Source organism: Gymnodinialimonas sp., assembly GCF_059726805.1.
This window is the reverse complement of sequence record NZ_AP041059.1, coordinates 2,299,300-2,321,801: the sequence shown is the minus strand read 5'-3', so window position 1 is coordinate 2,321,801 and position 22,502 is coordinate 2,299,300. Positions and strand designations below refer to the sequence as shown.

Annotated in this window: 23 protein-coding genes; 6 read left to right on the top strand and 17 right to left on the bottom strand. The window is 65.2% G+C overall.

The annotated features are described in order from the left end of the window. Positions 1 to 97 precede the first annotated feature (97 nt). Positions 98 to 877, bottom strand: a complete 780-nt coding sequence (locus AC6I9R_RS11345) for an RNA methyltransferase (RefSeq protein WP_461425676.1) — start codon at positions 875 to 877, stop codon at positions 98 to 100. 136 nt (positions 878 to 1,013) lie between these two features. Here AC6I9R_RS11345 and AC6I9R_RS11340 point away from each other — a divergent pair, with 136 nt between their 5' ends. Then, a complete protein-coding gene (locus tag AC6I9R_RS11340) occupies positions 1,014 to 1,643 on the top strand; it encodes a thiamine phosphate synthase (RefSeq protein WP_461425675.1) in 630 nt (209 codons plus the stop codon). Here the strand turns inward: AC6I9R_RS11340 and olsA are convergent. The 3 genes from olsA to AC6I9R_RS11325 form a co-directional block, all read right to left on the bottom strand. Further along, complete coding sequence (gene olsA / locus AC6I9R_RS11335; protein WP_461425674.1) at positions 1,640 to 2,470, bottom strand: lyso-ornithine lipid O-acyltransferase; 831 nt, start codon at positions 2,468 to 2,470, stop codon at positions 1,640 to 1,642. The genes AC6I9R_RS11340 and olsA overlap by 4 nt on opposite strands. Continuing rightward, positions 2,463 to 3,239: an L-ornithine N(alpha)-acyltransferase gene (olsB, locus tag AC6I9R_RS11330; protein WP_461425673.1), complete on the bottom strand. Its 777-nt coding sequence runs from the start codon at positions 3,237 to 3,239 to the stop codon at positions 2,463 to 2,465. Before olsB ends, olsA begins: the two co-directional genes overlap by 8 nt. A gap of 175 nt (positions 3,240 to 3,414) precedes the next feature. Continuing rightward, on the bottom strand, positions 3,415 to 3,618 hold the full coding sequence (locus tag AC6I9R_RS11325) for a DUF3553 domain-containing protein (RefSeq protein ID WP_461425672.1): 204 nt from the start codon (positions 3,616 to 3,618) through the stop codon (positions 3,415 to 3,417). A 64-nt stretch (positions 3,619 to 3,682) separates the two neighbouring features. On the opposite strand from AC6I9R_RS11325, the gene AC6I9R_RS11320 reads away from it, so the two are divergent. Further along, on the top strand, positions 3,683 to 4,261 hold the full coding sequence (locus AC6I9R_RS11320) for a histidine phosphotransferase family protein (protein ID WP_461425671.1): 579 nt from the start codon (positions 3,683 to 3,685) through the stop codon (positions 4,259 to 4,261). A 31-nt stretch (positions 4,262 to 4,292) separates the two neighbouring features. Here AC6I9R_RS11320 and AC6I9R_RS11315 read toward each other — a convergent pair whose 3' ends face one another. From AC6I9R_RS11315 to AC6I9R_RS11305, 3 genes are read right to left on the bottom strand one after another with little or no spacing between them, the layout of a single operon-like run. Beyond that, a complete protein-coding gene (locus AC6I9R_RS11315; RefSeq protein ID WP_461425670.1) occupies positions 4,293 to 4,811 on the bottom strand; it encodes a gamma carbonic anhydrase family protein in 519 nt (172 codons plus the stop codon). Then, positions 4,808 to 5,458: a guanylate kinase gene (gene gmk / locus AC6I9R_RS11310; RefSeq protein ID WP_461425669.1), complete on the bottom strand. Its 651-nt coding sequence runs from the start codon at positions 5,456 to 5,458 to the stop codon at positions 4,808 to 4,810. The genes AC6I9R_RS11315 and gmk overlap by 4 nt, the downstream gene beginning before the upstream one ends. Before the next feature lie 2 nt (positions 5,459 to 5,460). Further along, positions 5,461 to 6,345, bottom strand: coding sequence for a YicC/YloC family endoribonuclease (locus AC6I9R_RS11305; protein ID WP_461426608.1), 885 nt, complete (start codon positions 6,343 to 6,345; stop codon positions 5,461 to 5,463). A 188-nt stretch (positions 6,346 to 6,533) separates the two neighbouring features. On the opposite strand from AC6I9R_RS11305, the gene AC6I9R_RS11300 reads away from it, so the two are divergent. Then, a complete protein-coding gene (locus AC6I9R_RS11300; protein WP_461425668.1) occupies positions 6,534 to 7,232 on the top strand; it encodes a PAS domain-containing protein in 699 nt (232 codons plus the stop codon). An 18-nt stretch (positions 7,233 to 7,250) separates the two neighbouring features. On the opposite strand, the gene AC6I9R_RS11295 is transcribed toward AC6I9R_RS11300, so the two are convergent. Further along, on the bottom strand, positions 7,251 to 8,624 hold the full coding sequence (locus AC6I9R_RS11295) for a class II 3-deoxy-7-phosphoheptulonate synthase (RefSeq protein ID WP_461425667.1): 1,374 nt from the start codon (positions 8,622 to 8,624) through the stop codon (positions 7,251 to 7,253). A 187-nt stretch (positions 8,625 to 8,811) separates the two neighbouring features. On the opposite strand from AC6I9R_RS11295, the gene AC6I9R_RS11290 reads away from it, so the two are divergent. Further along, the gene (locus tag AC6I9R_RS11290) at positions 8,812 to 9,807 is read left to right on the top strand and encodes a GlxA family transcriptional regulator (protein ID WP_461425666.1); all 996 of its coding nucleotides are present in this window, start codon (positions 8,812 to 8,814) and stop codon (positions 9,805 to 9,807) included. A gap of 59 nt (positions 9,808 to 9,866) precedes the next feature. After that, a complete protein-coding gene (locus tag AC6I9R_RS11285) occupies positions 9,867 to 10,877 on the top strand; it encodes a hypothetical protein (RefSeq protein ID WP_461425665.1) in 1,011 nt (336 codons plus the stop codon). Here the strand turns inward: AC6I9R_RS11285 and AC6I9R_RS11280 are convergent. Together AC6I9R_RS11280 and AC6I9R_RS11275 are read right to left on the bottom strand one after the other, a co-directional pair. Beyond that, on the bottom strand, positions 10,865 to 11,140 hold the full coding sequence (locus tag AC6I9R_RS11280) for a hypothetical protein (protein WP_461425664.1): 276 nt from the start codon (positions 11,138 to 11,140) through the stop codon (positions 10,865 to 10,867). The genes AC6I9R_RS11285 and AC6I9R_RS11280 overlap by 13 nt on opposite strands. Continuing rightward, a complete protein-coding gene (locus AC6I9R_RS11275; RefSeq protein WP_461425663.1) occupies positions 11,137 to 13,932 on the bottom strand; it encodes a [protein-PII] uridylyltransferase family protein in 2,796 nt (931 codons plus the stop codon). Before AC6I9R_RS11275 ends, AC6I9R_RS11280 begins: the two co-directional genes overlap by 4 nt. Before the next feature lie 70 nt (positions 13,933 to 14,002). On the opposite strand from AC6I9R_RS11275, the gene AC6I9R_RS11270 reads away from it, so the two are divergent. Then, positions 14,003 to 14,473, top strand: coding sequence for a YbaK/EbsC family protein (locus AC6I9R_RS11270; RefSeq protein WP_461425662.1), 471 nt, complete (start codon positions 14,003 to 14,005; stop codon positions 14,471 to 14,473). Here the strand turns inward: AC6I9R_RS11270 and lpxB are convergent. From lpxB to rseP, 7 genes are all read right to left on the bottom strand, one after another. After that, positions 14,463 to 15,614, bottom strand: coding sequence for a lipid-A-disaccharide synthase (lpxB, locus tag AC6I9R_RS11265; protein WP_461426607.1), 1,152 nt, complete (start codon positions 15,612 to 15,614; stop codon positions 14,463 to 14,465). The two genes, AC6I9R_RS11270 and lpxB, sit on opposite strands and share 11 nt — an antisense overlap. Positions 15,615 to 15,625: 11 nt before the next feature. After that, positions 15,626 to 16,393, bottom strand: a complete 768-nt coding sequence (locus AC6I9R_RS11260) for an LpxI family protein (RefSeq protein WP_461425661.1) — start codon at positions 16,391 to 16,393, stop codon at positions 15,626 to 15,628. Between the two features lie 4 nt (positions 16,394 to 16,397). After that, positions 16,398 to 17,204, bottom strand: a complete 807-nt coding sequence (lpxA, locus tag AC6I9R_RS11255; protein ID WP_461425660.1) for an acyl-ACP--UDP-N-acetylglucosamine O-acyltransferase — start codon at positions 17,202 to 17,204, stop codon at positions 16,398 to 16,400. After that, complete coding sequence (gene fabZ, locus AC6I9R_RS11250) at positions 17,205 to 17,678, bottom strand: 3-hydroxyacyl-ACP dehydratase FabZ (RefSeq protein ID WP_461425659.1); 474 nt, start codon at positions 17,676 to 17,678, stop codon at positions 17,205 to 17,207. It lies immediately after the preceding gene. A gap of 66 nt (positions 17,679 to 17,744) precedes the next feature. Beyond that, entirely contained in the window at positions 17,745 to 18,335 is a 591-nt protein-coding gene (locus AC6I9R_RS11245) for an OmpH/Skp family outer membrane protein (protein ID WP_461425658.1), read from the bottom strand. Between the two features lie 5 nt (positions 18,336 to 18,340). Next, positions 18,341 to 20,590, bottom strand: a complete 2,250-nt coding sequence (gene bamA / locus AC6I9R_RS11240; protein ID WP_461425657.1) for an outer membrane protein assembly factor BamA — start codon at positions 20,588 to 20,590, stop codon at positions 18,341 to 18,343. A gap of 573 nt (positions 20,591 to 21,163) precedes the next feature. Next, complete coding sequence (gene rseP / locus AC6I9R_RS11235) at positions 21,164 to 22,498, bottom strand: RIP metalloprotease RseP (protein ID WP_461425656.1); 1,335 nt, start codon at positions 22,496 to 22,498, stop codon at positions 21,164 to 21,166. Positions 22,499 to 22,502: the final 4 nt, after the last annotated feature.

Sequence of the window (22,502 nt, the reverse complement as noted above, 5' to 3'; positions counted from 1 at the left end):
CGCGCACCGCCCACTTGCGCGCGCGGCTCCCCTTCATCTTGCCCATACACCTCCGGGGTCTGGAGCAGAGCCCCAGTCCGCCCAAAGCCCCACAGCGCTACCCCTGGTCCTTGCGCCGCCCCTCGGCCCACCGCACCATCTGGCGCATCACCCCGTGCAGGGTCTGCACATCGGCGCGCGTCAGGGGCAGCCGTCCCCAAAGGTTGCGCAGGGTCAGTTTCATGCTGTGGGCTTTCGCGGGGGGCCAGAAGAACCCCGCCTCTTCCAGCCGCTCCTCATAATGCGCCCCCAGCTTTTCGACCTCCAGCGCGCTGGCGAAGTCGGTCTTGGCCAGGGCCATTACCTCGGGCGCCACTTGGCTGCCCTGGCGCTGCCATTCGTAGGCGCAGATCAGCACACATTGCGCCAGGTTCAGCGACGGGAAGGCGGGGTTCACATCGACCGAGATGATCGCATTGGCAGGCGCGATATCGGCATTCTCCAGACCCGCACGCTCGGGGCCAAACAGCACGCCGACCTTGCCACCACTGGCGATGATCTCCCGGGCCTGTTCCATCGCGCGCTCGGGCGTCACAACGGGTTTCGTCAGGCCTCTATCCCGCGCCGTAGTGGCAAAGACATAGGTGCAGTCGCGCAGCGCAGAGGGCAGATCTTCGTGCAATCCTGCCGCATCCAAAAGTCGCCCGGCACCGCTGGCGAGTGCCACGGCACGCTCATTCGGCCAGCCGTCTCGGGGGGCCACGACACGCATCCGGTCAAGGCCGAAATTCCACATCGCCCGCGCCGCCGCGCCGATGTTCTCGCCCATTTGCGGGCGGACAAGGACGAAGGTCGGTTGGCCGGGGCTGGACGCGGGATCGGACGGGTTCTCTGACATGGCCTGCCCATAGCGAGGCGGCAGAGGCGGTGCAAGATGCACGCGCCCGCGCTCTGCCCCCTTCGCCGCCCGATTGCCTTGGGCGTCAAGGGGCGGTATCAGCGCCGAGCCCAACCAACGCCCGCAGGATCCCGCCATGGATGACGTCGACGCCCCCGAGACCCCGCAACTCTACCTTGTCACGCCCACGGCGTTCGATCCGGCGGTTTTCGCGCCGCAACTGGCGGCGCTTCTGGATGCCGTGGACATCGCCTGCATCCGCCTGGCCCTTGTTGCCGAAGACGAAGCCCTGCTCGCGCGCGCGGCGGATCAATGTCGCGAGGTGGCCCACGCCCGCGACGTGCCCCTGGTGATCGACCGCCATATTCAACTGGTCGAGCGCTTGGGCCTGGACGGCGTCCACTTGACCGACGGCGCGCGTTCCGTGCGGGACACCCGCAAGGCATTGGGCGCTGACGCCATCATCGGAGCCTATTGCGCCGCGTCGCGCCATGACGGGATGACGGCTGGAGAGTCTGGGGCCGATTACGTGAGTTTCGGCCCCTTGGGCGAAAGCGGGTTGGGCGACGGCAGCCGTGCCGAGCACGACCTCTTCGCCTGGTGGTCGCAGATGATCGAGGTGCCGGTCGTCGCCGAAGGCGCGCTGGATGTCTCGCTGGTGGAGGCCTTTGCGCCGGTGACGGATTTCTTCGCCATCGGGCCAGAGATCTGGCGCACGGACGATCCCCTCTCGGCACTGACGGCCCTCACAGCCCCCCTGCGCTAACCCGCGCCGCCGGCCTTCAAGCCGCCGCGCACCGCCTCTTCCGCCGCCTTCGCAAGGGCTTTACGATTTAGCGCACGGGCCACGGAAAGCGGCGCATGGTAGGTGACCAGCACATGCCCCCGCCCCGGCGTGGCCAGGATCTGCAAAAGGCTCGGGCCGAAATCCATATCACCCCACCAGCCATAGTGGCTGGGGGCCGCCCCTGCGGGCGCTGTGTAGCTCAGCGTGATCGGCTGCACCTGTAGGCGGTCGCGGAGCCGTTCGGAAAAGAAGGCCTCGAACAGTGTCGTCTTGAAGGGCAGCACCTGCAGCCCGTCGGTCGACGTGCCCTCGGGGAAGAACAACAACTGGTGTCCCGCGATCAGGCGATCCTCGAAAAGTTTGGTCTGCGCCGCCGCCTCGGCCCGGTTGCGGCGGATGAAGACCGTGCCCGTGGCGCGCGCCAGCCAGCCGATCCCGCCCCAGCCCGAGACCTCGGACTTGGCGACAAAATACATCCGCTTGCCCGCATTCAGGACGAAAATGTCGAGCCAACTGACGTGATTGGCCACGAAGGCCCCCGGCGTTTTCATCGGCTGGCCAGAGATCGCCCGCCTCAGGCCGAGGCAGCGGCAGGCCACCACGCAGACGATTTGCGTCAGGTAGGGCGTGACCGGACGCCTCAGGCCCCAGATCCACCGCTCTGGGAAACGCAGAAGCAGCAGGAGCGGGAAGCACACCAGCAAGATCGCCAGCAAGGGCGATACCCGCAGGACGATCCGCAGCCATTCCCGCGCGCCCAAAGGGCGCGGTGCAGGTTCCGGCGCGCCGTTCCAGGTATCAGCCACGGGCGCGGTCCCGCTGGTAGATCGCCCGATGCGCGGGGGGCATCCGGGCGACATCGATCACCAGACAGACGTCGATGCAATTGAACGGACGATCGACATAGGCCCCCTCGCCCACGAAACCGCCCAACCGCAGATAGGCCTTGATCAGCGACGGCATGGCGCGGATCACGGCGGGGCGGTCCAGCGCGTCTTCCGGGATCATATCCATCGACAAGGCACCGTCTGCGCGCGCCTTGGGGCGAATATTTGCGGGCGCGAGGTGGCGGTGGTGCAGGAAGGACAGCGGCCCCGCAAGCGGTGCCGGATCCAGGCCATGGAAGCTGGCAACGCCGAACATCACCTCGATCCCATGCTCGATGATGTACTCATCAAGCCCGGCCCAGAGATGCATCATCGCCGTGCCGCCCCGGTAATCGGCATGCACGCAGGACCGCCCCAGTTCCAGTAATGTGCGTTTTGAGGCGCGCAAGGCGGTAAGATCGTATTCGTCTTCCGAATAAAACGACCCGGCCCGCTGCGCGCCCTGCTCGCGCATCAGGCGGTAGACACCGACGACACGGTCGTCCTCCGCGCGCCGGTGATCGAGCAGAATCAGGTGGTCGAAGAAGGCGTCGAAGCGGTCCATCTCCAGGCCCGCGTCATGATCAACCATCGGGCCCGTGCCGCCCAGTTCTTCTATAAATACCTTGTATCTCAACCGCTGTGCGGCACGAATTTCCGCCGCTGTCTCGGCCAGGCGCAGCTCCAGATGCGGCTCATCAATCTGCATGTTTATATCGCAGTTCCAAGGGATTGCCCCCGCGCCAGAGGCACAAGGTAGGACGGAGGGTGGGTGTAACAGCCTGCTTCGCATTTGCAAGATGGACGCAGAGGTAACGTCAACGTAAAGTTGTGGCCTGCGTTAAGGGGGTATTAACCACTGGCTCCTATGGTCCGGTTAGTGTTCAGGAGAGATCATCGATGACCAAGGCTATGCGACGACCATCCAGAACCAGTTTTCCCTCGTTCTCAAACGTCACGGTGACACGTCCCGCGATGTTCGATTGCACTTGTCCCAAGCCCCATTCCGGCGCTTTGGGGTTGCGCACATACATGCCGGGCGCAAGGATCGCCGTGATATCGGCGGCGGCCGCGTTTTCTTTGTCCATGGCGTGAAAGGCCTTGTTTATGCGTGACGAGTTAGTTGAACCAGCCGCAAGCCTAGCAGATTTGGTGGCCTCACGCCTATGCCATGATCTAGTTAACCCGTTGGGCGCCATCGGCAATGGCGTTGAGCTTCTGGAGATGACCGGAAAGGCCGACGGCCCGGAGGTTGAGCTGATCCGCGACGCCGTGCGCGCCGCAGAGGCGCGCATCCGCTTGTTCCGCTTGGCCTTTGGCGGCGCGGCCCCGGGCCAGGTGACGTCGCTGCGCGAAGCGAAGATCGTGGTGGAGGGATATTTCCATCAAAGCCGGATCGCCGCCGTCTGGATGGCCGACGATGACCGGTCGCGCCAGGAAACCAAAATGGCCCTTCTGATGCTGCTGTGCGCTGAAACCGCGCTGCCGATGGGGGGGACCGTGCGCATCGGCCCTGATCCCATGGGGCATTGGCAGTTGGAGGCCACGGGGACCCGGCTGAACGTTGACGAAGATCTTTGGGACATCCTGCGCTCTGGCGCGCCATCCTCAAACCGCCCCTTGCGGCCCTCTGATGCGCAATTCCCGGTCCTGTTCGAAGCCGCCCAGACGCTGGGGCTGACGGTCAACTACGTGGCCGATACCGAGACGTTCCGGATGTCGACCACCTGACGCGCTGGAAGCAAGCCTTTAGCCAACCACCTCAGGTCGGGCGCAAGCCCGCCCGAAACCGCCGCATGTTCTGGCGATAATGGTCGGCAGAGGCCAAAAGCCCCTCACGGGCCGCCTCATCCAACTCCCGAACCACCTTGCCGGGCATTCCCATGACCAGCGATCCATCGGGGATCACCTTACCCTCGGGGATCAACGCACCCGCCCCGATCAGGCACCCCGCCCCGATCTGCGCGCCATTCAACACGGTCGCGCCCATCCCGATCAACGACCCCGCCCCGATGGTGCAGCCATGCAGCATCGCTTTGTGGCCAATCGTGCAATCGGGCCCGATCAGCAGCGGACAGCCGGGATCGGTGTGGCACACCACGTTCTCCTGCACATTGGAGCCGGCGCCGACGCGAATCTCCTCATTGTCACCCCGCAACGTGCATCCGAACCAGACGCTTGCGCCGGCCTCCAACACCACGTTGCCAATCACATTGGCATCGGGGGCGACCCAAGTGTCTTCGGCGATATCGGGGGCGATCCCGTCGAGCGCGTAGATCATCGGTCCAACTCCTCGAATTCCGCCTGCAGGCTGCGCACATGGCGCTGCAAATCAGGCTGCTGTTCCCGGCGCAATCGTTCGGCAGTGATGATCGTCTTCAAACGCTCTTCCGTGCGGATCAGGTCGTCATTAACCAACACATAATCATAGGCGTCCCACCGGCTGATCTCGTCCCAACTCTTGCGCATCCGCTTCTCGATCACCTCGGCGCTGTCCTGGGCGCGACCTTCCAGGCGTTTTTTCAGCTCGGGGATCGACGGCGGCAGGATGAAAATGGAAAGCGTATGCTTGCCAAGGGCCGAGTTGCGGATTTGCTGCGCGCCTTGCCAGTCGATATCGAAGAGCACATCGCAGCCCGTTTCGATTGCCTCTGAAACCGGCGCCATGGGCGAGCCGTAGAAATTCCCGAAGACATGGGCGTGCTCCAGCATCTGGCCGTCGGCAACGAGGGATTTGAAATCCGCCTCGCTGATGAACCGGTAATCGTGCCCGTCCACTTCGCCCGGGCGCGCCGCCCGCGTCGTGGCCGACACCGAAAAGCTGAGCGTCGGATCCCAGTTCATCAGCCGCCGCGCCAGTGTGGATTTGCCCGCACCCGAGGGCGAAGACAGGATGATCAGAAGACCGCGCCGTTCCGTTTCAGACATCTTCACTCCACATTCTGTACCTGCTCGCGCATCTGATCGATGGTCAGTTTCAGGTCAAGACCAATGGCGGTCAGCGCGGTATCGGCGGACTTGGCGCAGAGCGTATTGGCCTCGCGGTTGAACTCCTGCATCAGGAAATCCAGTTTGCGCCCCACGGGGCCGCCCGTGTCGATCAAATCGCGCGCGGCGGCGACATGGGCCCCAAGGCGGTCAATCTCTTCGGTGACATCGCCCTTTACCGTCAGGGTCGCCAGCTCTTGCGCCAATCGCGCCTCGTCCACGACGTCTGTGGCCTCCAACAGCGCGGCAACCTGGCTGCGCAATCGGTCGCCCTGGCTTTCGGTGCGGGCTTTGGCAGCGGCCATCGCGGCGTCTGACAGGTCTTCGATCCGGGTGAGTTGCGCGGACATGACCTCGGTCAGGGCGGCGCCCTCGGTGCGGCGCATCTCCACGAAAGCCGTGATCAGCGTGCCAGCCTCGGCCATCAACGCCTCCACACTTGGCAGATCGCCCGCGTCCCCGCCGTCCATCACGCCGCGCATGCCCAACACGTCGACCGCCGTGGAATGGGTCAGCGCGCCGTTCGCGCGCGCTTCAACCTCGGCGATCATCTCCAGCGCGGCGTCCAGCGCCTCGGGCGACAGGCGACCGGCGGGCCCGGCCTCCCGGTTCAGGCGCAGGCCAAGGGTCACGTTCCCCCGCGACAGCGCCTTTTTCAGCGCCGCCCGCAGGGGCTGTTCCAGCCCCGACAGCCCATCGGGCAGCCGCAGCCGCAGGTCGAGGCCCCGCCCATTGACGGACCGCAGATCCCAGCTCCAGGAAAACCCCTCTGACGCGCCCTCAAGGCTGGCGAAAGCCGTCATCGAGGCAAGGCCGCCGCTACTCATTCCGGTGCTGTCCACGATTAACCATCTGTCAATTCTCCCCCTGCCCGAACAATTTTAAACAGTGTATTCGAAAAGGGACAGGAAGGGCACCACGGCGATAAGACGCGCCAAGGGGCGGCCTGTCAGGGGGCATGGTTTTGGTTGATTGGACGGGCGCCGCAGGGCAATCCCCCAACGGAGAGCGTTAGATGAGCACCACAAATGATACGACCCAAGCGCTGCCTGCCCTCGACGGCCGCATCACTAGTATCGTGCGCTATTGGGACGGGCTGCGCGGGGACCGCGTCGCGCCAGGCCGGGTCGAGATCAGCCCCTCGGCCATCACCCGCCACCTGTCGCGTATCAGCATTCTGGAGCGTCCGCGCGCGGGCACCGTGCGGATGCGCCTCGCGGGCGCCACGATGTCGAGCCGGGCGGGGATGGAGCTGCGCGGCATGCCCTTCCGCTCCCTCTTCGACCTAGACGACCGCAATGTCGCGATGGCCGCGGCGGAAACCGCGATCACAACGCCCGCCGTCAGTATCCTGGCCCTCGCGCGCCCGGAGCGGTCGGGCGCGGTGCCAGAAGCGATGATGGCTATCCTGCCGTTGACAGATACCCGCGGCGCCCTGACCCGCGCGCTCGCGATCTATTCCGAGCGGGCTTCCGTGACGCCGTTTGTCTCGGACATTCGCGGACGGTTTCACGTGACCGACAGCTGGACCCTGGACATCCCCGAGACGGGTGCTTTGGTCGGACCGATGGGCGATACGGCCTCGGCTAAGCCGATCGCGACCCGCATCATGCGGCCCCGTCTGGCGACCCAGGCCGCGCCGCTTTTGCAGGCGCAGGATCTGCCGCACCACAGCCGTCCGGTGTTTCAGGTGATTGACGGCGGGCTGTCTTAAGGCCCGCCGCCCTTTCGCTTAGGCCGTCGCGCGCAAGGCGTCGCGGGTGGCCGACAGCTCTTCCGCCACCAGGAACGCCAGTTCCAGCGACTGCGAGGCGTTGAGGCGCGGATCGCAGGCCGTGTGGTAGCGCGAGGACAGATCTTCGTCCGTCACCGCCCGCACACCGCCGGTGCATTCGGTCACGTCCTGGCCCGTCATCTCGAAATGCACACCGCCGGGGATCGTGCCCTCGGACCGGTGGACAGCAAAGAACTCCTGCACTTCGCGCAGAACGCTGTCGAAGGGCCGGGTCTTGTAGCCGCTGTCGGCCTTGATCGTGTTGCCGTGCATCGGGTCGCAGGTCCAGACGACGGGGTGCGCCTCTTCCTCGACGGCGCGGATCAGCTTGGGCATGTGGTCGGCCACTTTGCCCGCGCCGAAGCGGTTGATCAGCACGATCCGGCCCGCTTCACGGTTCGGGTTCAGCGTATCGAGAAGCTCTTTGAGGTCCGAGCGGGTCAGCGACGGGCCACATTTCACCCCAATCGGGTTCTGCACGCCCTTGCAGAACTCCACATGGGCGCCGTCGGGCTGACGGGTGCGGTCGCCGATCCAGATCATGTGGCCGGAACCCGCGAGCCACTTGCCAGAGGTCGAATCCAGACGGCAGAGCGCCTCTTCATACTCCAGCAGCAGCGCCTCATGGGAGGTGTAGAAATCCACCTGCCCCAACTCATGCGCCGTGGACGGCGTGACACCCGCCGCGGTCATGAAGTCCAGCGCGTCCTGGATGCGGTTGGCCATATCGGCATAACGCTCAGCGTCGGACATATCGGTGAACCCAAGCGTCCAGGAATGCACCCGGTGAATATCCGCGAAACCGCCCTTGGAGAACGCGCGCAGAAGGTTCAGCGTGGCCGCCGCCTGGGTGTAGGCCTGCAGCATCTTGCCGGGGTTGGGGATCCGCGCCTCGGGCGTGAAGTCCAACTCGTTGATGATGTCCCCGCGGTAAGACGGCAGCTCCACGCCGTTCACCGTTTCCGTCGGCGCCGAGCGGGGCTTGGCGAATTGGCCTGCCATCCGCCCGATCTTCACCACCGGCACCTTCGCGCCGAACGTCAGAACGGTCGCCATCTGCAACATCACCTTGAAGGTGTCGCGGATGTTGTCGGCAGAGAATTCGGCGAAGCTTTCCGCGCAATCGCCGCCCTGCAGGAGAAAGCCCTCTCCTCTCGACACGGCTGCGAGCTCATCGCGCAGTGTCCGGGCCTCACCGGCAAACACCAGCGGCGGATACTGACGCAGCTGCGCTTCGACCGCGTCCAGGGCGCCCTCGTCCAGATAGTCAGGCATTTGCACGCGCGGCTTGGCGCGCCAATCGGATTTCGTCCAGCTGCTTGCTGCGGTCATAACTGTCTCCAATTCGCAGGGATCGCCGCCCTCTCTACACAAGGCCGTTGCCGCTTCCAATCCCGCATTTTGTGAATGATTGACGATGAAAGTGACTTCTCGGGATTGCACGCGCCCAAGTTTAGTGATTTCGCTTCTACTCGCGGTAGGCGTGCCGCGCTTTGGCTCGCCATGGGAGTATTGCGAGATGTCGGACAAAAGTGCCCGGTTGCGCCCCGGCGAAGGCCCCAAGCGGTTCGTGTTCGTCCTGTTGGACCAATTCACCATGCTGTGCTTCTCCTCCGCGGTTGAGGCGCTGCGCATCGCCAACCGGATGTCGGGCCAGGAGCTGTACCAATGGACACTGGCGGGCGAAGGCGGCGAATACGCGCAAGCCTCGGCCGGGATCTGGTTTCGATTGGACAGTGACCTGGAAGAGGTCACCCGCGACGACGTCGTCTTGCTGTGCGGCGGGATCGATGTGGCAGGGGCCACAACGAAACGCCTGCTCAGCTGGATCCGGCGCGAGGCGCGCAAAGGTCCGGTCATCGGCGGTCTCTGCACGGCGGGCTACACGCTCGCACGCGCCGGGCTTCTGGACGGCAAGCGCGCCACGATCCACTGGGAAAACCAGGACAGCTTTGCCGAGGAATTTGAAGAGGTCACGCTGACCAAGTCCGTGTTTGTCGTGGACGGCAACCGCATCACCACCGCCGGCGGCACCGCATCCATCGATCTGATGCTGAAGCTGATCGCCGAGGATCAGGGCGAGGATCTGGCCAATCTGGTGGCGGATCAGTTGATCTACACCTCGATCCGCACGGACCAGGACACCCAGCGCCTGTCGATCCCGACCCGCATCGGCGTGCGGCATCCGAAGCTGGGGCAAGTCATTCGGATGATGGAGCAAAACATCGAAGATCCGATTAGCCCGGCGCAGCTTGCCATGGACGTCGGCATGTCCACGCGGCAGTTGGAGCGTCTGTTCCGGCGCTACCTCAACCGCTCCCCCAAGCGCTATTATATGGAGCTGCGCCTGGGCAAAGCGCGCAACCTGCTGATGCAGACCGACATGAGCGTGATCAACGTGGCGCTCGCCTGCGGCTTCGCCTCGCCCTCGCATTTCTCAAAATGCTACCGCGCCCATTATGATACCACCCCCTACCGCGAACGCGGCAGTCACGCCGCGCGCATCAAGACGTGAGACGCCTCGCATGGGGCATCCTCCTTTCGGCGGTGCTCATGGGAGGTGTTCTGATCTTGATGGGTGGACCCCGTGAAGGGTTGCGGACAATCAACGACGCTCGCGCCCTTGCCGCTCTGCCCCAGCGGCCCGTCTCGCCGATGCTGGCGCTGACTGAGGGGACGGCGGATCTGATCGTGTTCATGGACGGCGAAGACGGCTGGTTCGAGCTGGACGCAAACGCCCTGCCGCCCGGCACCGAGATCGGCATGCACGGTCCGCGTTTCCTGGACGCCTTCACTGGAAACACCCATGTGCCGCTTTACTGCTGGGGCAGCACGACCCGGCCCGGAAAAATCATCTGGGTAATACAAGACGCTGAAATCGCCCGCGATTTCGCGTTCTGCAACCGCCGCCGGATGGACTTGCGCCCCCTGCGCCCGCTCAGCGCGCCAGTTACGATGATCGACGCGGACCTGACCGAGGCCGAGGTTTCAGACCTGCGCACCCGCATCGCAGCGGATGCCACCGTCCGCGCTGTCAGCCTGCCACCCGGGTTTCGGCCTTTCACCCATCAGCGGGTGATCGAGACACCCTACCATTGGACCCGGCTTGGCACCGGTCGCGCGACCCTTTTTCTGCAAGATCAGATGACCGAGGCGGTGGCGGCCCATCTTGGTCCCCTGGCCCCTGACGCGGACATCGTGGTTCAAGACCGTGCCGTCAGCTTCCTGACCGATACCATGGGTTTCGGCGACCGCGCGGCGACGCAGGCCATGGGGGCCGGGGTCGCCCTCGACGGCACGTCGGTCATCTTGCCAGACCTCGCCGTTTCCCGGTTCCGCATCACGGTCACCTGCACCCCCGCCGCCTGCGACGCCCTTAACGGGTTCGACGCCGCGCCCCTGTTGGAGGACCATCGCCGTCCGTCAGAACTGGACCAGGCCCTAGGCGAAGCCTTACCCATCGCGCGCACTCCCGACGACCAGATGCCATCGCCCGCAGCGCTGCGCGACCCGGCCACCACGCTGGGTGAGACCGAACCCATCACATACCCCGTGCGCTACATCGAGCGGCCTCAGTCCGACTGAGGCACCCGCGCCGCCCGCCCGCCCCGGCGTTTGGAGGGCGGTTTTGCGGCCAACCCTTCGGTCAGGACGGTCTTCATCGGATGATCATCCGGGTCACCCGCGTGGCGCGCCAGAAGCGCCTCGATCAACGGCGCGTGGTCGGTGACCTGTACGCTCAACGCCCAGTCGACGAAGATCGAGCGGCACTCGTAGATGGTGATGCCCTCGATGCGGAACGCCTCGTGGATCAACTCCTTGGGGTCATTGGGATCTTTGTCGGTCATTGCGGGGTCCCCTTGGGCGCGGGCAGGATTTTGTCGATGATAGCAGCGGCTTGCGCACGGGACTGGTCAAGCTGCGTCACCAAAGCCTCTGTCGACGTCACCTCGGCCATCCGTTGCAGAAAAGCACGCCCGCCGTCGCCGGTGTTCGTGTCCTCCAAAGAGGCCTCCGTCAGAAGACGCCCGCCTTGGGAGACGACCTGAAACAGGCGGTAGGCCTTGGACAGACAGGCGGCCGCTGCCGCGTCGATCAGCCCCGCGTCCGCGGCGGCGTCGATCTGGGCCAAGGTTCCGTCGACAGCGCGCCCGGCGCTCAGCGCCAGGGCCTGGGCGATCAGCGCGATGTCCTGCAACCCGCCCGGTCCTTCGCGGACCGCCCAGGTGCTCCCCTTTCGCCCGGCCTCTTGCAGACGCGCGCGCATGACGGCGGCTTCCGGCAGGATCGACGCGTCGCCCCGGCGGGTTTCAATGACGGCACATCGAATGGCCTCCACATCGCGCGCAAGGCCCGCATCGCCCGCCACGATCCGCGCGCGGGTCAGGGCCATATGCTCCCACACCCAGGCCTCTTCGCGCTGGTAGCGCTCGAACGAGGTCAGCGCGGTGGCCACCGGCCCCTGCCCGCCCGAGGGGCGAAGGCGCATGTCCACATCGTAGAGCTTTCCCTCGGCGGTGGGGGCGCTCAGCGCCGTGATCATCGCTTTCGTGGCCTTGGCAAACCAGCCGCGCGGGTCCAGCGGGCGGCGGCCTTCGGTCAGCTCAACCCCTTGGGCGTCGAAGATCACGATCAGGTCCAGATCCGAGGTTGCTGTCATTTCTCGCACGCCGAGGCTCCCCATGGCCAGCACCAAGCCCCCGCGTCCCGGCGCAGGCCCGTGGCGACGCGCGATATCGGCGCAGACGCAGGGCCAAAGGCCCGCGACGACGGACTGCGCGATGTCGGAATACTGATGCGCCGCGTCTTTGGCGGTGATGAGCCCGCGCAACATGTGAACGCCGACGCGGAAGTGCCATTCCTTCTGCCAGCGCCGCGCAGCGTCCAGTTGCGTCTCGTAATCCAGCGGCTCCAGCGTCCGGGCAAGGTCCTGGGTCAGGCCCTCTGCCCCGGGCCAATCGGCGAAGAACTGGCCGTCCAGCACGGCATCCAGCACCCCGCTGTTGCGCGACAGGTAAGAGGCGAGGCCCGGCGCCGTGGCGCAGATATCGACGAGCAGATCGACCAGGCTGGGGTTGGCATCGAACAGCGAGAAGATCTGCACCCCCGCAGGCAGCCCGCGCAGGAAACCGTCGAAATTGGCCAGCGCCTCTTCCGGGCGGGCCGAGGCGGTGAAGCGGTTCAGCAGATCGGGCTTGAGGCGTTCGAAAATCGCCTGCCCCCGCTCGGATTTCAGCGCCGGATAGCCGGGCCAACGCGCGACGATGGCGCGTGCATCATCGGAGAGGGTGGGCGCGGCGGTCGGGTTGGATTTTGAGGCGTAGAGGTCCTGGGTCAGGGCGGCGACCGCATCCAACCGCGCTTCAAGGGTGGCGCGATACCGCGCTGTGCTGGCCTCACCGCTGAGCCGCGCCAGCCGGTCGAACCCCTCGGGCGTTTTGGGCAGGGAATGGGTTTGCGCGTCGTCAATCATCTGCAGGCGATGCTCTGACTCGCGCAGGGCGCTGTAGTGATCAGCCAACGCGCCCGCGACATCGCGGGTGATCCATTCGGCGCGCGCCAGGGCAGCCAAGGCTTTGACCGTGCGCGGCTGTCGCAGGCTGGGGTCGCGGCCACCCGCCACCAGCTGGCGGGTTTGGGCGAAGAACTCGATCTCGCGGATACCGCCGTGCCCCAGTTTGAGGTTGCGCCCCTCAAGCGCCAGCCCGTGCAGGCCCTTGTGGTCGCGAATACGCTGGCGCATGTCCATCGTCTCGGCCACGGCGGCGAAATCCAGATGCTTGCGCCAGACGAAAGGGGTTAACGCCGTTAAGAACCTCTCGCCCGCCGCCACATCACCCGCCGCCGGGCGCGCCTTGATATAGGCGGAACGCTCCCAAGTCCGCCCCTCGCCCTCATAGTACCGCTCAGCAGCGGCCATGGAGATGCAGACCGGCGTCACACTGGCATCGGGACGCAGGCGCAGATCGGTGCGGAACACGTAGCCATCGGACGTGGGATCATTCAGCGTCGCGGCCATGGCCCGCGTCGCCTTGATGAAGCCCGCGCGCGCCTCCATCTCTTCAGATGGGCCGTCAAAGCGCGTCTCGTCAAACAGGCAAATGAGGTCGATGTCGGAGGAGTAGTTCAGCTCGCCCGCGCCCATCTTGCCCATCGCCAGCGCCACCATCCCCGCCCCGTCCCGCAGCGCGTCTGCTTCCGTTTGGCCGGGGATCTTGCCGCGCCGCGCCAGGACCGCGACATGGACGGCGAGCGCCGCAGACACGCAGGCGTCTGCAAAGTCGGTCCAGGCCTGGGTCACCGTCGCCAGCCCCCAGACGCCGCCCAGGTCCGCCAGCCCCACGATCAGCGCCGCGCGGCGTTTCAACTGGCGCAGGCCCGCGTTGATCGTGGCGGCCTCCAGCGTCCCGGTCTCGGCGATGAGGGTTGAGATCACCTCTTCCGGCTCTTGCTCCAGGGCGTGGGACAGCCAGTGGCCCTCTTTGCGGATCAACTCGGCCAGGTAGGGCGAGGATCCGGCCGCGCCCGTGATCACCTCCGCCACCTCCGGCGGCACCCCGTGCATCTGGGCCAAAGCCTCCGCCCCGCGCTCGGGCGAAAGCGCGATGGGAGAGCGGGTGAGGCGGGCGGCGAAGGGCATAGGCGGGGCTTTCAGATCGGTCCAAATCGACCTAACTAGGGCCGATGTGGAATGGCAAGGGACCCAAACAGTGTCAAAGTCGTTGAAGCGCGTGAAGCGGGCGTTGGAGGAAGCGGGCGTGGCCGCGGATGTGGTGGAAATGGCCGAGGGGACGCGCACGGCGGCGGCGGCGGCGCAAGCGGCCGGATGTCACCTCGATCAGATCGCCAAGTCGATCATTTTCCGCGCCGAGACCAGCGGCGCGGCGGTGCTGTTCCTGACCGCTGGCGGCAATCTGGTGGATGCCGAAAAGGCCAGTGCCGTCGCAGGCGAGCCTTTGGGCAAGGCCGACGCCGATCTGATCCGCAAGCAAACCGGTTTTGCCATCGGCGGCGTGTCCCCCATCGGCCACCTGTCCCCGATCCGCGCCTGGGTTGACCCGCGCCTGCTGGAGTTTGACGTGGTCTATGCCGCCGCAGGCACCCCGCGCCACATCTTCGCGGTTGACCCGAATATCCTTGTGGACCTTGCCGGAGCCAGAGAGGCGGCGTTCACCGGCTGAGGAAATCCACCACTGAACGCGCCGCACGCACCCCGGGGGGGGATCCGCTCCAACCCAGGCGTTCCATGGTCAGGGCCATTGCGGCCATCTGCGCTTCCGGCCTGCGCGCGCGGACCTCATCAAGGGCGGCACGGATCGGGCCGGGGCGACAGTTGCGGCCCAGGAACTCAGGCACGGCGCGGGTCTCGGACACCAGGTTAACCAAGGTGACCGTGTCGACGCGGATCGCCATCTTCATGATGATCCGCGTCAGCCAGTGCATGTCGTAGGCGATGACCATCGGCGTCTTCGCATGGGCCAGTTCCAGCGACACGGTGCCAGAGGCCGCGAGCGCTGCCTCCGCCACTGAAAACGCCCCAAGTTTCAGGGCCTCGTATTCGCCCATGGTGGAAGCGCGCGGGTCGATGAGGATCGGTTTGGGGGACCAATCGCGGGTCAACTCTTCGACGAACGTGGCGACGTTTGCGGTCGTGGGCAGCACCAACGTTGCGTCGATGCCACGCAAGGCCTCGCCAAAGATCGGTGCAAGGCGCGTGACCTCGGACCTGCGCGAGCCCGGCAGCACTAGGACGACACGGTCGGCCTCCGTCAGGCCGAACTGACGGCGAAAGCCCTCCCTTTCCACATCGGTGGCTTCTTCGCGCGCGGCGATAGGATGGCCCACGAAATCGCAGCTGAGGCCAACGGCACTCATGTAGGGCGGCTCGAACGGCAGAAGCGCCAGCACATGGTCGATGTGTTGCGCCATCTTGCGCGCGCGTCCCGTGCGCCAGGCCCAGACAGAGGGCGCGACGTAATGGATCGTTTTCGCGCCGGGCCGTTTGGCCTTGACGATCTTGGCCACTCGCAGGCCGAAATCCGGGCTGTCGATGGTGATCAGCGCGTCAGCGCCGCTTGCAAGGAAGGCCTCCGCCGTCTCGGCGATGCGGCGCTTGAGGGCGCGGTACTTGGGCAGGATCTCGGCCAGCCCCATCACCGAAAGCTCGTCATAGGGAAACAGCGATGTCAGGCCCTGGCGCGCCATGCCCGGGCCGCCGACGCCCTCGTAGGTCACGTCCCTGCCGATGACCTTGAACCCCTGCATCAGCGCGCTCGCCAGGCTGTCGCCCGAGGGCTCTCCGGCGACAAGAAACAGCTTCAGGGGCCGCTCATTCATGGACCCGCCCAAAGGTTCATGCCGGTCTCGGCACAGGCGGCCAGGATCGCGTCGCGGTCCAGAAGCAGGACGTTGCCCGCCGCAACCTCGATCCCCGCAAGGCCCGCGCGCGCGGCAGCTCTGACCGTGTCAGGACCGATGGCGGGCATGTCGACGCGCAAATCCTGGCCTGGCTTTGGGCGTTTCACCAGCACCCCGCCCGAGCCGGGCGCAGTCTGCCCCACGAAGGCCAGCATCGCGTCAGTGCCCTGCAACGTCTCGACCCCGATGACCTGGCCCTTGGCCGCCACAGCCCCTTGCCCCACATCCAGCGGCCCCAGCGCATCGAGGACGGCACGCGCGCGCGCGGCGTCGGTCTCGGCCACGGCCTTTCCGGCCAAAACGCCCGCCGGGGCGACCAGATCAGGGCGGACGGCGTGGGCCGCGATGACCGTAAATCCGGCCTCCACAATCACGCCGATGACGGCGCGCAAAAGGGCGTCGTCGCCCTTCCCCATGGCCGCCATCAGGACCGGCATTTTCGCGGCTGTGAACGGATCAAACGCGACAGGGTCCAGCGGCGGGCGCGACATCGCCCCGGCAAGGCAGACCTCCGTCACGCCCTTCTCGCGCAGGGTGTCAAACAAGGTGCCCAACTGCTCGAACCGGGCGTCCAGGGTCGGGGCTGCGTCCACCTCAACACCTTTGAACCGGACAAGCTCGGCGGGCCCGGCCTCCAGCAAAAGGCCCGGCAACGCGCCCTTGCCTGCAAGGATTGCGCGCATGGCTTTACTCCGGCGTCAGGAATGAGCGGTCGCTGTCGCCCATCACGAAATCCACGATTTCGCGCACGTAATCGCTGTCGATCTCTTCGCTTTCCCCCAGCCGTCGGGCGCGTTCCTGAAAGCTCGCGCCCTCGCCTTGCTTGAGCGCCTGCAACGCGGCGCGCAGTGCCGTGATATCGGCCTTCGCCACGCCCTTGCGCTTCAGACCTACAAGGTTCAACCCGTCCAAACGCCCGCGGGGACCCTGCACGAGACCGTAAGGAATGACATCATTTGTGACCATCGAGACGGCGCCAATGATCGCGCCATGGCCCACGCGCACGAACTGATGCACCCCCGACAGCCCGCCGATGATCACGTCGTCACCGACAATGCAGTGCCCCGCCAGCGCCGAAGAATTCACCATGATCACCCGGTCCCCGACCTGGCAGTCGTGGGCCACATGGGAATTGGCCAGGAACAACCCGTCATCACCCACGCGCGTGATGCCGCCGCCACCCTCGGTGCCGGTGTTCATCGTCACGCCCTCGCGGATGCGGTTGCGCGCACCGACGATCAGGCGCGTGCGCTCGCCGCCAAATTTCTTGTCCTGGGGGATTTCACCGATGGAGCAGAAGGGGAACAGCTGGCAATCGTCGCCGATGTCGGTCCAGCCGGTGACGATGGCGTGGGATTTCATGACCACGCCCGCGCCCAGAGTGACCTCAGGGCCGACCACGCAGAACGGGCCGATCTCGCAGCCCGCACCGATCACGGCGCCGTCTTCAATAACCGCGCTGGGATGGACGTTGGCCGAGGCATCAACCGCCATTCAGCCTGCCTCCACAGGGATTTCCATCATCGCCGTGAAGCTGCATTCGCAGGCCAGCTCCCCCTCAACCTCGGCGCGACCGGCAAATTTCCAGACCTTCGCGCCGGGCTTGCCGCGCGTGGCCTCGATGCTGAGTTCCAGCACATCGCCGGGCACCACCTTGCGGCGGAATTTGCAGTTGTCGAGGCCCATGAAATAGACAAGGAAGTTCTTGTCCGCCAGATCCGCCGAGACCCCGATCATCACCGCCGCCGTCTGCGCCATCGCTTCCACAATCGTCACGCCAGGCATGATCGGCAGGCCGGGGAAGTGGCCCTGGAAATGCGGCTCGTTGATGGTGACGTTCTTCAGGCCGACGGCCGATTTGAACGGCACGATGTCGCGGACACGGTCGACCAGCAGAAACGGATAGCGGTGCGGCAGGATGCGCTGGATCAGGTCAATGTCGGCGGTGGTTGGGACGTCTGCCGTCATGGCTGCTCTCCGTAGGTTTTGGTTAGCAGGAGGCGTAACAACTCCGCCCGCCTACGGCAAGCAGCGCTATTGTTCGGGCGCCGTGACACCGGGCAGCGAGATCAGGGGCGCGTCGCCGCCCTGCCCCATCGCCTCGTCAATCGCCACGATGGCAGCATCGGTGATATCGACGGAGCCTGCGGACAGCAAAACCGTGCGACTGTCCAGCAGGACCGCCGCGCCGCGCGATTGCACGATGTCCAGAAGGACAGGAAACGTCTCTTCGAAAAAGCGCTGTTGTGCGGCCTCGGCCTGGGCCTGAAGATCGCGGGTCTTAGCGTCTTGCGCGGCGCGGATCGCAACGACACGGGCGTCGAATTCATCGGCCAAGACGCGGAAGTCTTCGGGCGACATCGTAGGCCGACGCTCGGTCAGCTCCAGCTCTTCCTCGGTCAGCTGTGCCTCGATCTGCCGGTTTTCGGCGGCCAAGGCCACCGAGGCGGCGTCCAACTCGGACTGGATGCGTTGCCCGAAGGCGGTCTGGGTCAGCAGCCGGTCCTGGTTCAGCACCAGGATCGCCGCATCGCGCGGCGCCAGGGGTTGGGCCTGGGCGGGCGCGAATGCAAACGCCGCCAACGCGAGCGTGGCGGCGTGCAGGAATGCGAAGCGATTGATCATCGGGCTCAGAAACGGGCCTCGACAGTGAAGTCGAAGTTACGCGTGCGGTCGTACTCCTGGAACTCCAGCGGGTGCGAGAAGTTGAACCGAAGCGGGCCAAGCGCCGTGTCCCAGAAGATCGAGACACCCACTGTCGACCGCAGGTAGAAGTCGTCGTCAACCGTGGCGGTGCCAGCCGTATCGTCCAGCCCCCAGACCGAGCCGACGTCAAAGAACGCGCCGCCCGAGATCCCGTATTCCTCGGGCAGACCCAGGGGGAACGCGGCCTCGAACCGCGCCACGGCAAAGTAGTTGCCGCCCAGGCTGTTGCGGTTGTTTGCGCCCGTGTCGCGGGGGCCAAGGCCCCGGCTTTCAAAACCGCGCATCTGCCGGGAATTGAGCGAGAAGCGGTTGGCCAGGCGTGTGCCGTCATCGTCCAGCGCGGTGATCGCGCCACCCTCAAACGTGGCCCGCAGGGTGACTTCTTCCCGCGCGACCCGCGTCTCGGCAATGGCGCGCACCCGCGCGCGGACAAACTCTGTATCGCCGCCCAGGCCCGCGTATTCACCTGTGAACGCAAAGGCCACGCCAGCGTTGGGGTTCAGGCCCGTATCGCGGTTGTCGAAGCTGTAGGTGAAACCGGCGCGGGAGGTGTCGGCTTCCGGCGGCTCATTGATCAGGATCGCCGAGTCCTCGGCCGGGTCCAGACCGGAAACTTCGTCGTGGTCATAGTTGTAGAACAGGCGCAGGCGGCTGTTCTCGCTGATCGGGAAGGCAATGCTGGTGCCGACGCCGTAGGTGATCGTCTCAGCCTCGGAATCGTCTTCCTGGTTGACCGCGTAGTAGGCGCTCAGCCCCAGGGCCAGGTCGCGGCGCAGGAACGCCGGTTCGGTGAACGAGAAGTTCAGCGACTGCGACCCGTCGGTCGTATTGAAGCCCACGGCAATCGCTTGGCCGCGCCCCAGGAAGTTCTGTTCCGAGAAGTTGACCGCAAGCCCTGCCCCGCCATCGGTGGAATAGCTGGCCGAGAACCCGAGCGAGCCTGTCGGCTGCTCTTCCACGTCAACGTCCACGATCACCTGCTCCGGTGAGGTGCCCTGGCGGCCTGCCACCTGCACGTCGGCAAAGAAGCCGGTGGCGCGGATCCGCTCGGCGGCGGCGCGGATCTGGCGCGCGTCCATCGGGTCGCCTTCGACAACGTCAAACTGGCGGCGGATCACGCGGTCGAGCGTCGTCTGGTTGCCTTCGATGTCGATCCGTTCCACGAACACCCGTTCGCCGCGCGAGATCACGAATTCCACGTTGATGATCAGATTGGCATTGTCGCGGGTCAGAACCGGCTCGATCCGCACAAAGCGCAGGCCCTGGTCAGACGCAAGGTTTTCCATCCGCGTGATCACGTTGTCGATGATGCGCGGGCTGTAGCGCACGCCTTGGCGGATGTTGATCGCGTTCTGGAAATCGGCGGCGTTCGCGCCGGGGAACTGCGAGGTCACCGACATGTTGCCGATGCGATAGCTTTGGCCTTCACGGATGTTGAACGTCACGAAATACGCGCCGCGATCCCGGCTCAATTCCGGCGTCACGGACTGAATGGCGAAGTCGATATAGCCGCGATCCTGGTAGAAATCCGTCAGAAGCTGGCGGTCCAGCGCAATACGGTCCTCGATGAAGGTGTCCGAGCGGATCAGGCGATTGAACAGGCCCGATTGTGTCGATTCCAGGATCTGGCGCAGACGGCGGTCCGAGAAATCACGGTTGCCCACAAAGGCAATGCGCTGGGTCTCGACCACCGCGCCTTCTGTCACTTCAAACACCAGATCCACGCGGTTGTCGGCGCGGCGTATGATTTGCGGCGTGGCGGTGGCCGTCAGGCGGCCCGTGACGCGGTAGGCTTCGGCAATCGCGGCGGCATCACGCTCGGCGGTGATGGGCGAAAACACCCGGCGCGGCGTCGATTCGAGCAGGATCAGAAGCTCATCATCATCGAGGCGGCGGTTTCCTTCGATGGCGATGCGGTTGATCGTGGGATATTCGACCACGGTGATCACCAGCGTATTGCCACGCGGCGACACCTCGACGTTCTCAAACAAGCCAGAGTTCTGCAGCCGTTGCAGCGCATCGTTCACCTGCGCTGCCGAAACCGTGCTGCCGGGCGCCAGACCCGCCACCTGCAAGACCGACGCGTCATTGGTGCGCGTGTTGCCCTGAACGTCAAAGCTGTTGAACCGGAACGATTGCGCGTCAACCGGCGCGGCGACAGCAATAAGCGACAAAACAACAAGTGCCGGGGCAACGAGCCGCCCGACGCTACGCGCCAGGTGCAAAAACGCACGAAGGACCATGGAATCCCACCCTTAGGTCAAAATAGCAGACACCCAGTGGGTATCGCGCGGGTGCAGGGTAGTCAAACGCATGTTGGGGTATGTCTTGTGCCAATCGTTACGATTGTCACAACCTGTGGCTTATCCGGCACGCGATCGCCAAGCAAACAAAGGCGTCGGCATGGAACTGCCGCCGCCCGTTTTGCTGAAAAATTGTTTTGGTCACCGGGTGTTAGCCGGATCCCTCCCTGTCCCTAGAACGGGCCCGATACCCGCAGGAGCCATCCTGCCAGCGTCAGCGCCGCCACGATCAGCAAGGGCGCAAGGAAACGATCCATGTTCAGCATCACAAGCTGAGTCATTCCGCGGGTGCTCTCTGCAAGATAGCGCATGGGCGTCTGGGTCCTATTGTCGGCACGAGGGTGCGACATGCACCTTCGATGCCCGAAATATCGCGCTCAAATGTGGCAAGACCTAGGCACGCGGGTGGAGAATTGGAGATTTGTTAACGCAAGGTTAACGCGCTCAGGGGCAGAAGATGTCGTTGGTCAGGGCGAACACCATCAGCGACAGCAGCAGCGTCAGGCCGATCATCATGATGACCTTCAGGAACTTGTCCGATGGCGGCTTGCCGGTCACCGCCTCATACGCGTGGAACACCAGATGGCCGCCATCGAGGACCGGGATCGGGAACAGGTTCAACAGGCCCACGGCGGTCGACAGCACGGCGATGAACCAGATGAAATTGTCCAGGCCCTGGGAGGCCGCTGCGCCGGATGTCTCGGCAATGCCCAAGGGACCTTGCAGGTTACAGGTGGAGATCGCGCCCGAGATGATGTGCGACAGGCCCGACAGCGAGGATTCGATGATGAACCACGTCTGGTTGGCGCCAAAACTGACCGCCTCCCAGGCGCCCACGGACACGGTCTGTGGCTCGAAGATCAAGCCGCCGGTGATGCCGATCAGCCAGCGCGTCTCGAACGTGCCCTCCGCCGTCGGCAGATCGGTGGAGCGGGGCGACAGGGCCAGTTCCAACATCTCTCCGGCGCGCCAGACGATCAGGTCCAGCTCGGCCCCCTGCGAGGCATCGACCGCCTCGCGAAGCTGGCTGAAGCCATAAATCGGCTGGCCGTCCACGGACATGATCACATCGCCCTCGGCCATGCCTGCGGCAATCGCCGCCGATTGCGGGGCGACAGAGCCCACGATGGGCAGAAGCGGAAACGCGGCTTCCACCTGCATCTCTTCGCCGTCGCGCACGATGTCATAGGTCAGCGTGCGCGCGGGCTCCAGCGAGGATCGGCTGAGTTCATAGACATCCTCCAGGGCGGTGACGGGCTGCCCCTCGATGGCGGTGATCAGATCACCCTCTTCCAGCACCAGGATTTCTTCGGGCACCGGGACCAGACCGCCGACAATGGCGTCATCAGCGGCGCGCCCGCCCGTCAGCACGACGCCCGCGAAGATCGCGATGGAAAGGATGAAGTTGAAGATCGGCCCCGCCGCCACGGTCGCGGCCCTGGCCCACAACGGCGCACCGGGCATGGAGCGGCGGAGTTCGCGCGCGTCCATCTCGGACATCGCCTCGCCATCCGCCCCGGCGGAGGCCGCATTGGCATCGCCCAGAAACCGCACGTATCCGCCCAAAGGCAGGGCGGCCAATTGCCAGCGCGTGCCGTGCTGATCGACGCCCGACCAAATCACCGGGCCAAAGCCGATGGAGAACACCTCCGCATGGATGCCCGACCAGCGGCCCACGATGTAATGGCCGTATTCGTGGATCGCCACGATGATCGAGAGGGCGACAACGAACGCCGCAATGGTGAAGCCGATGTTGCCGAAGGTCGGAAGGAATTCCATCAAT

Bases quoted from the DNA above. Each gene is read 5' to 3' on its own strand.
- AC6I9R_RS11345 (WP_461425676.1), bottom strand. From the start codon at position 877: ATGTCAGAGAACCCGTCCGATCCCGCGTCCAGCCCCGGCCAACCGACC.
- AC6I9R_RS11340 (WP_461425675.1), top strand. From the start codon at position 1,014: ATGGATGACGTCGACGCCCCCGAGACCCCGCAACTCTACCTTGTCACG.
- olsB (WP_461425673.1), bottom strand. From the start codon at position 3,239: ATGCAGATTGATGAGCCGCATCTGGAGCTGCGCCTGGCCGAGACAGCG.
- AC6I9R_RS11325 (WP_461425672.1), bottom strand. From the start codon at position 3,618: ATGGACAAAGAAAACGCGGCCGCCGCCGATATCACGGCGATCCTTGCG.
- AC6I9R_RS11315 (WP_461425670.1), bottom strand. From the start codon at position 4,811: ATGATCTACGCGCTCGACGGGATCGCCCCCGATATCGCCGAAGACACT.
- gmk (WP_461425669.1), bottom strand. From the start codon at position 5,458: ATGTCTGAAACGGAACGGCGCGGTCTTCTGATCATCCTGTCTTCGCCC.
- AC6I9R_RS11305 (WP_461426608.1), bottom strand. From the start codon at position 6,345: ATGAGTAGCGGCGGCCTTGCCTCGATGACGGCTTTCGCCAGCCTTGAG.
- AC6I9R_RS11300 (WP_461425668.1), top strand. From the start codon at position 6,534: ATGAGCACCACAAATGATACGACCCAAGCGCTGCCTGCCCTCGACGGC.
- AC6I9R_RS11295 (WP_461425667.1), bottom strand. From the start codon at position 8,624: ATGACCGCAGCAAGCAGCTGGACGAAATCCGATTGGCGCGCCAAGCCG.
- AC6I9R_RS11290 (WP_461425666.1), top strand. From the start codon at position 8,812: ATGTCGGACAAAAGTGCCCGGTTGCGCCCCGGCGAAGGCCCCAAGCGG.
- AC6I9R_RS11285 (WP_461425665.1), top strand. From the start codon at position 9,867: ATGGGTGGACCCCGTGAAGGGTTGCGGACAATCAACGACGCTCGCGCC.
- AC6I9R_RS11280 (WP_461425664.1), bottom strand. From the start codon at position 11,140: ATGACCGACAAAGATCCCAATGACCCCAAGGAGTTGATCCACGAGGCG.
- AC6I9R_RS11275 (WP_461425663.1), bottom strand. From the start codon at position 13,932: ATGCCCTTCGCCGCCCGCCTCACCCGCTCTCCCATCGCGCTTTCGCCC.
- AC6I9R_RS11260 (WP_461425661.1), bottom strand. From the start codon at position 16,393: ATGCGCGCAATCCTTGCAGGCAAGGGCGCGTTGCCGGGCCTTTTGCTG.
- lpxA (WP_461425660.1), bottom strand. From the start codon at position 17,204: ATGGCGGTTGATGCCTCGGCCAACGTCCATCCCAGCGCGGTTATTGAA.
- fabZ (WP_461425659.1), bottom strand. From the start codon at position 17,678: ATGACGGCAGACGTCCCAACCACCGCCGACATTGACCTGATCCAGCGC.
- AC6I9R_RS11245 (WP_461425658.1), bottom strand. From the start codon at position 18,335: ATGATCAATCGCTTCGCATTCCTGCACGCCGCCACGCTCGCGTTGGCG.
- rseP (WP_461425656.1), bottom strand. From the start codon at position 22,498: ATGGAATTCCTTCCGACCTTCGGCAACATCGGCTTCACCATTGCGGCG.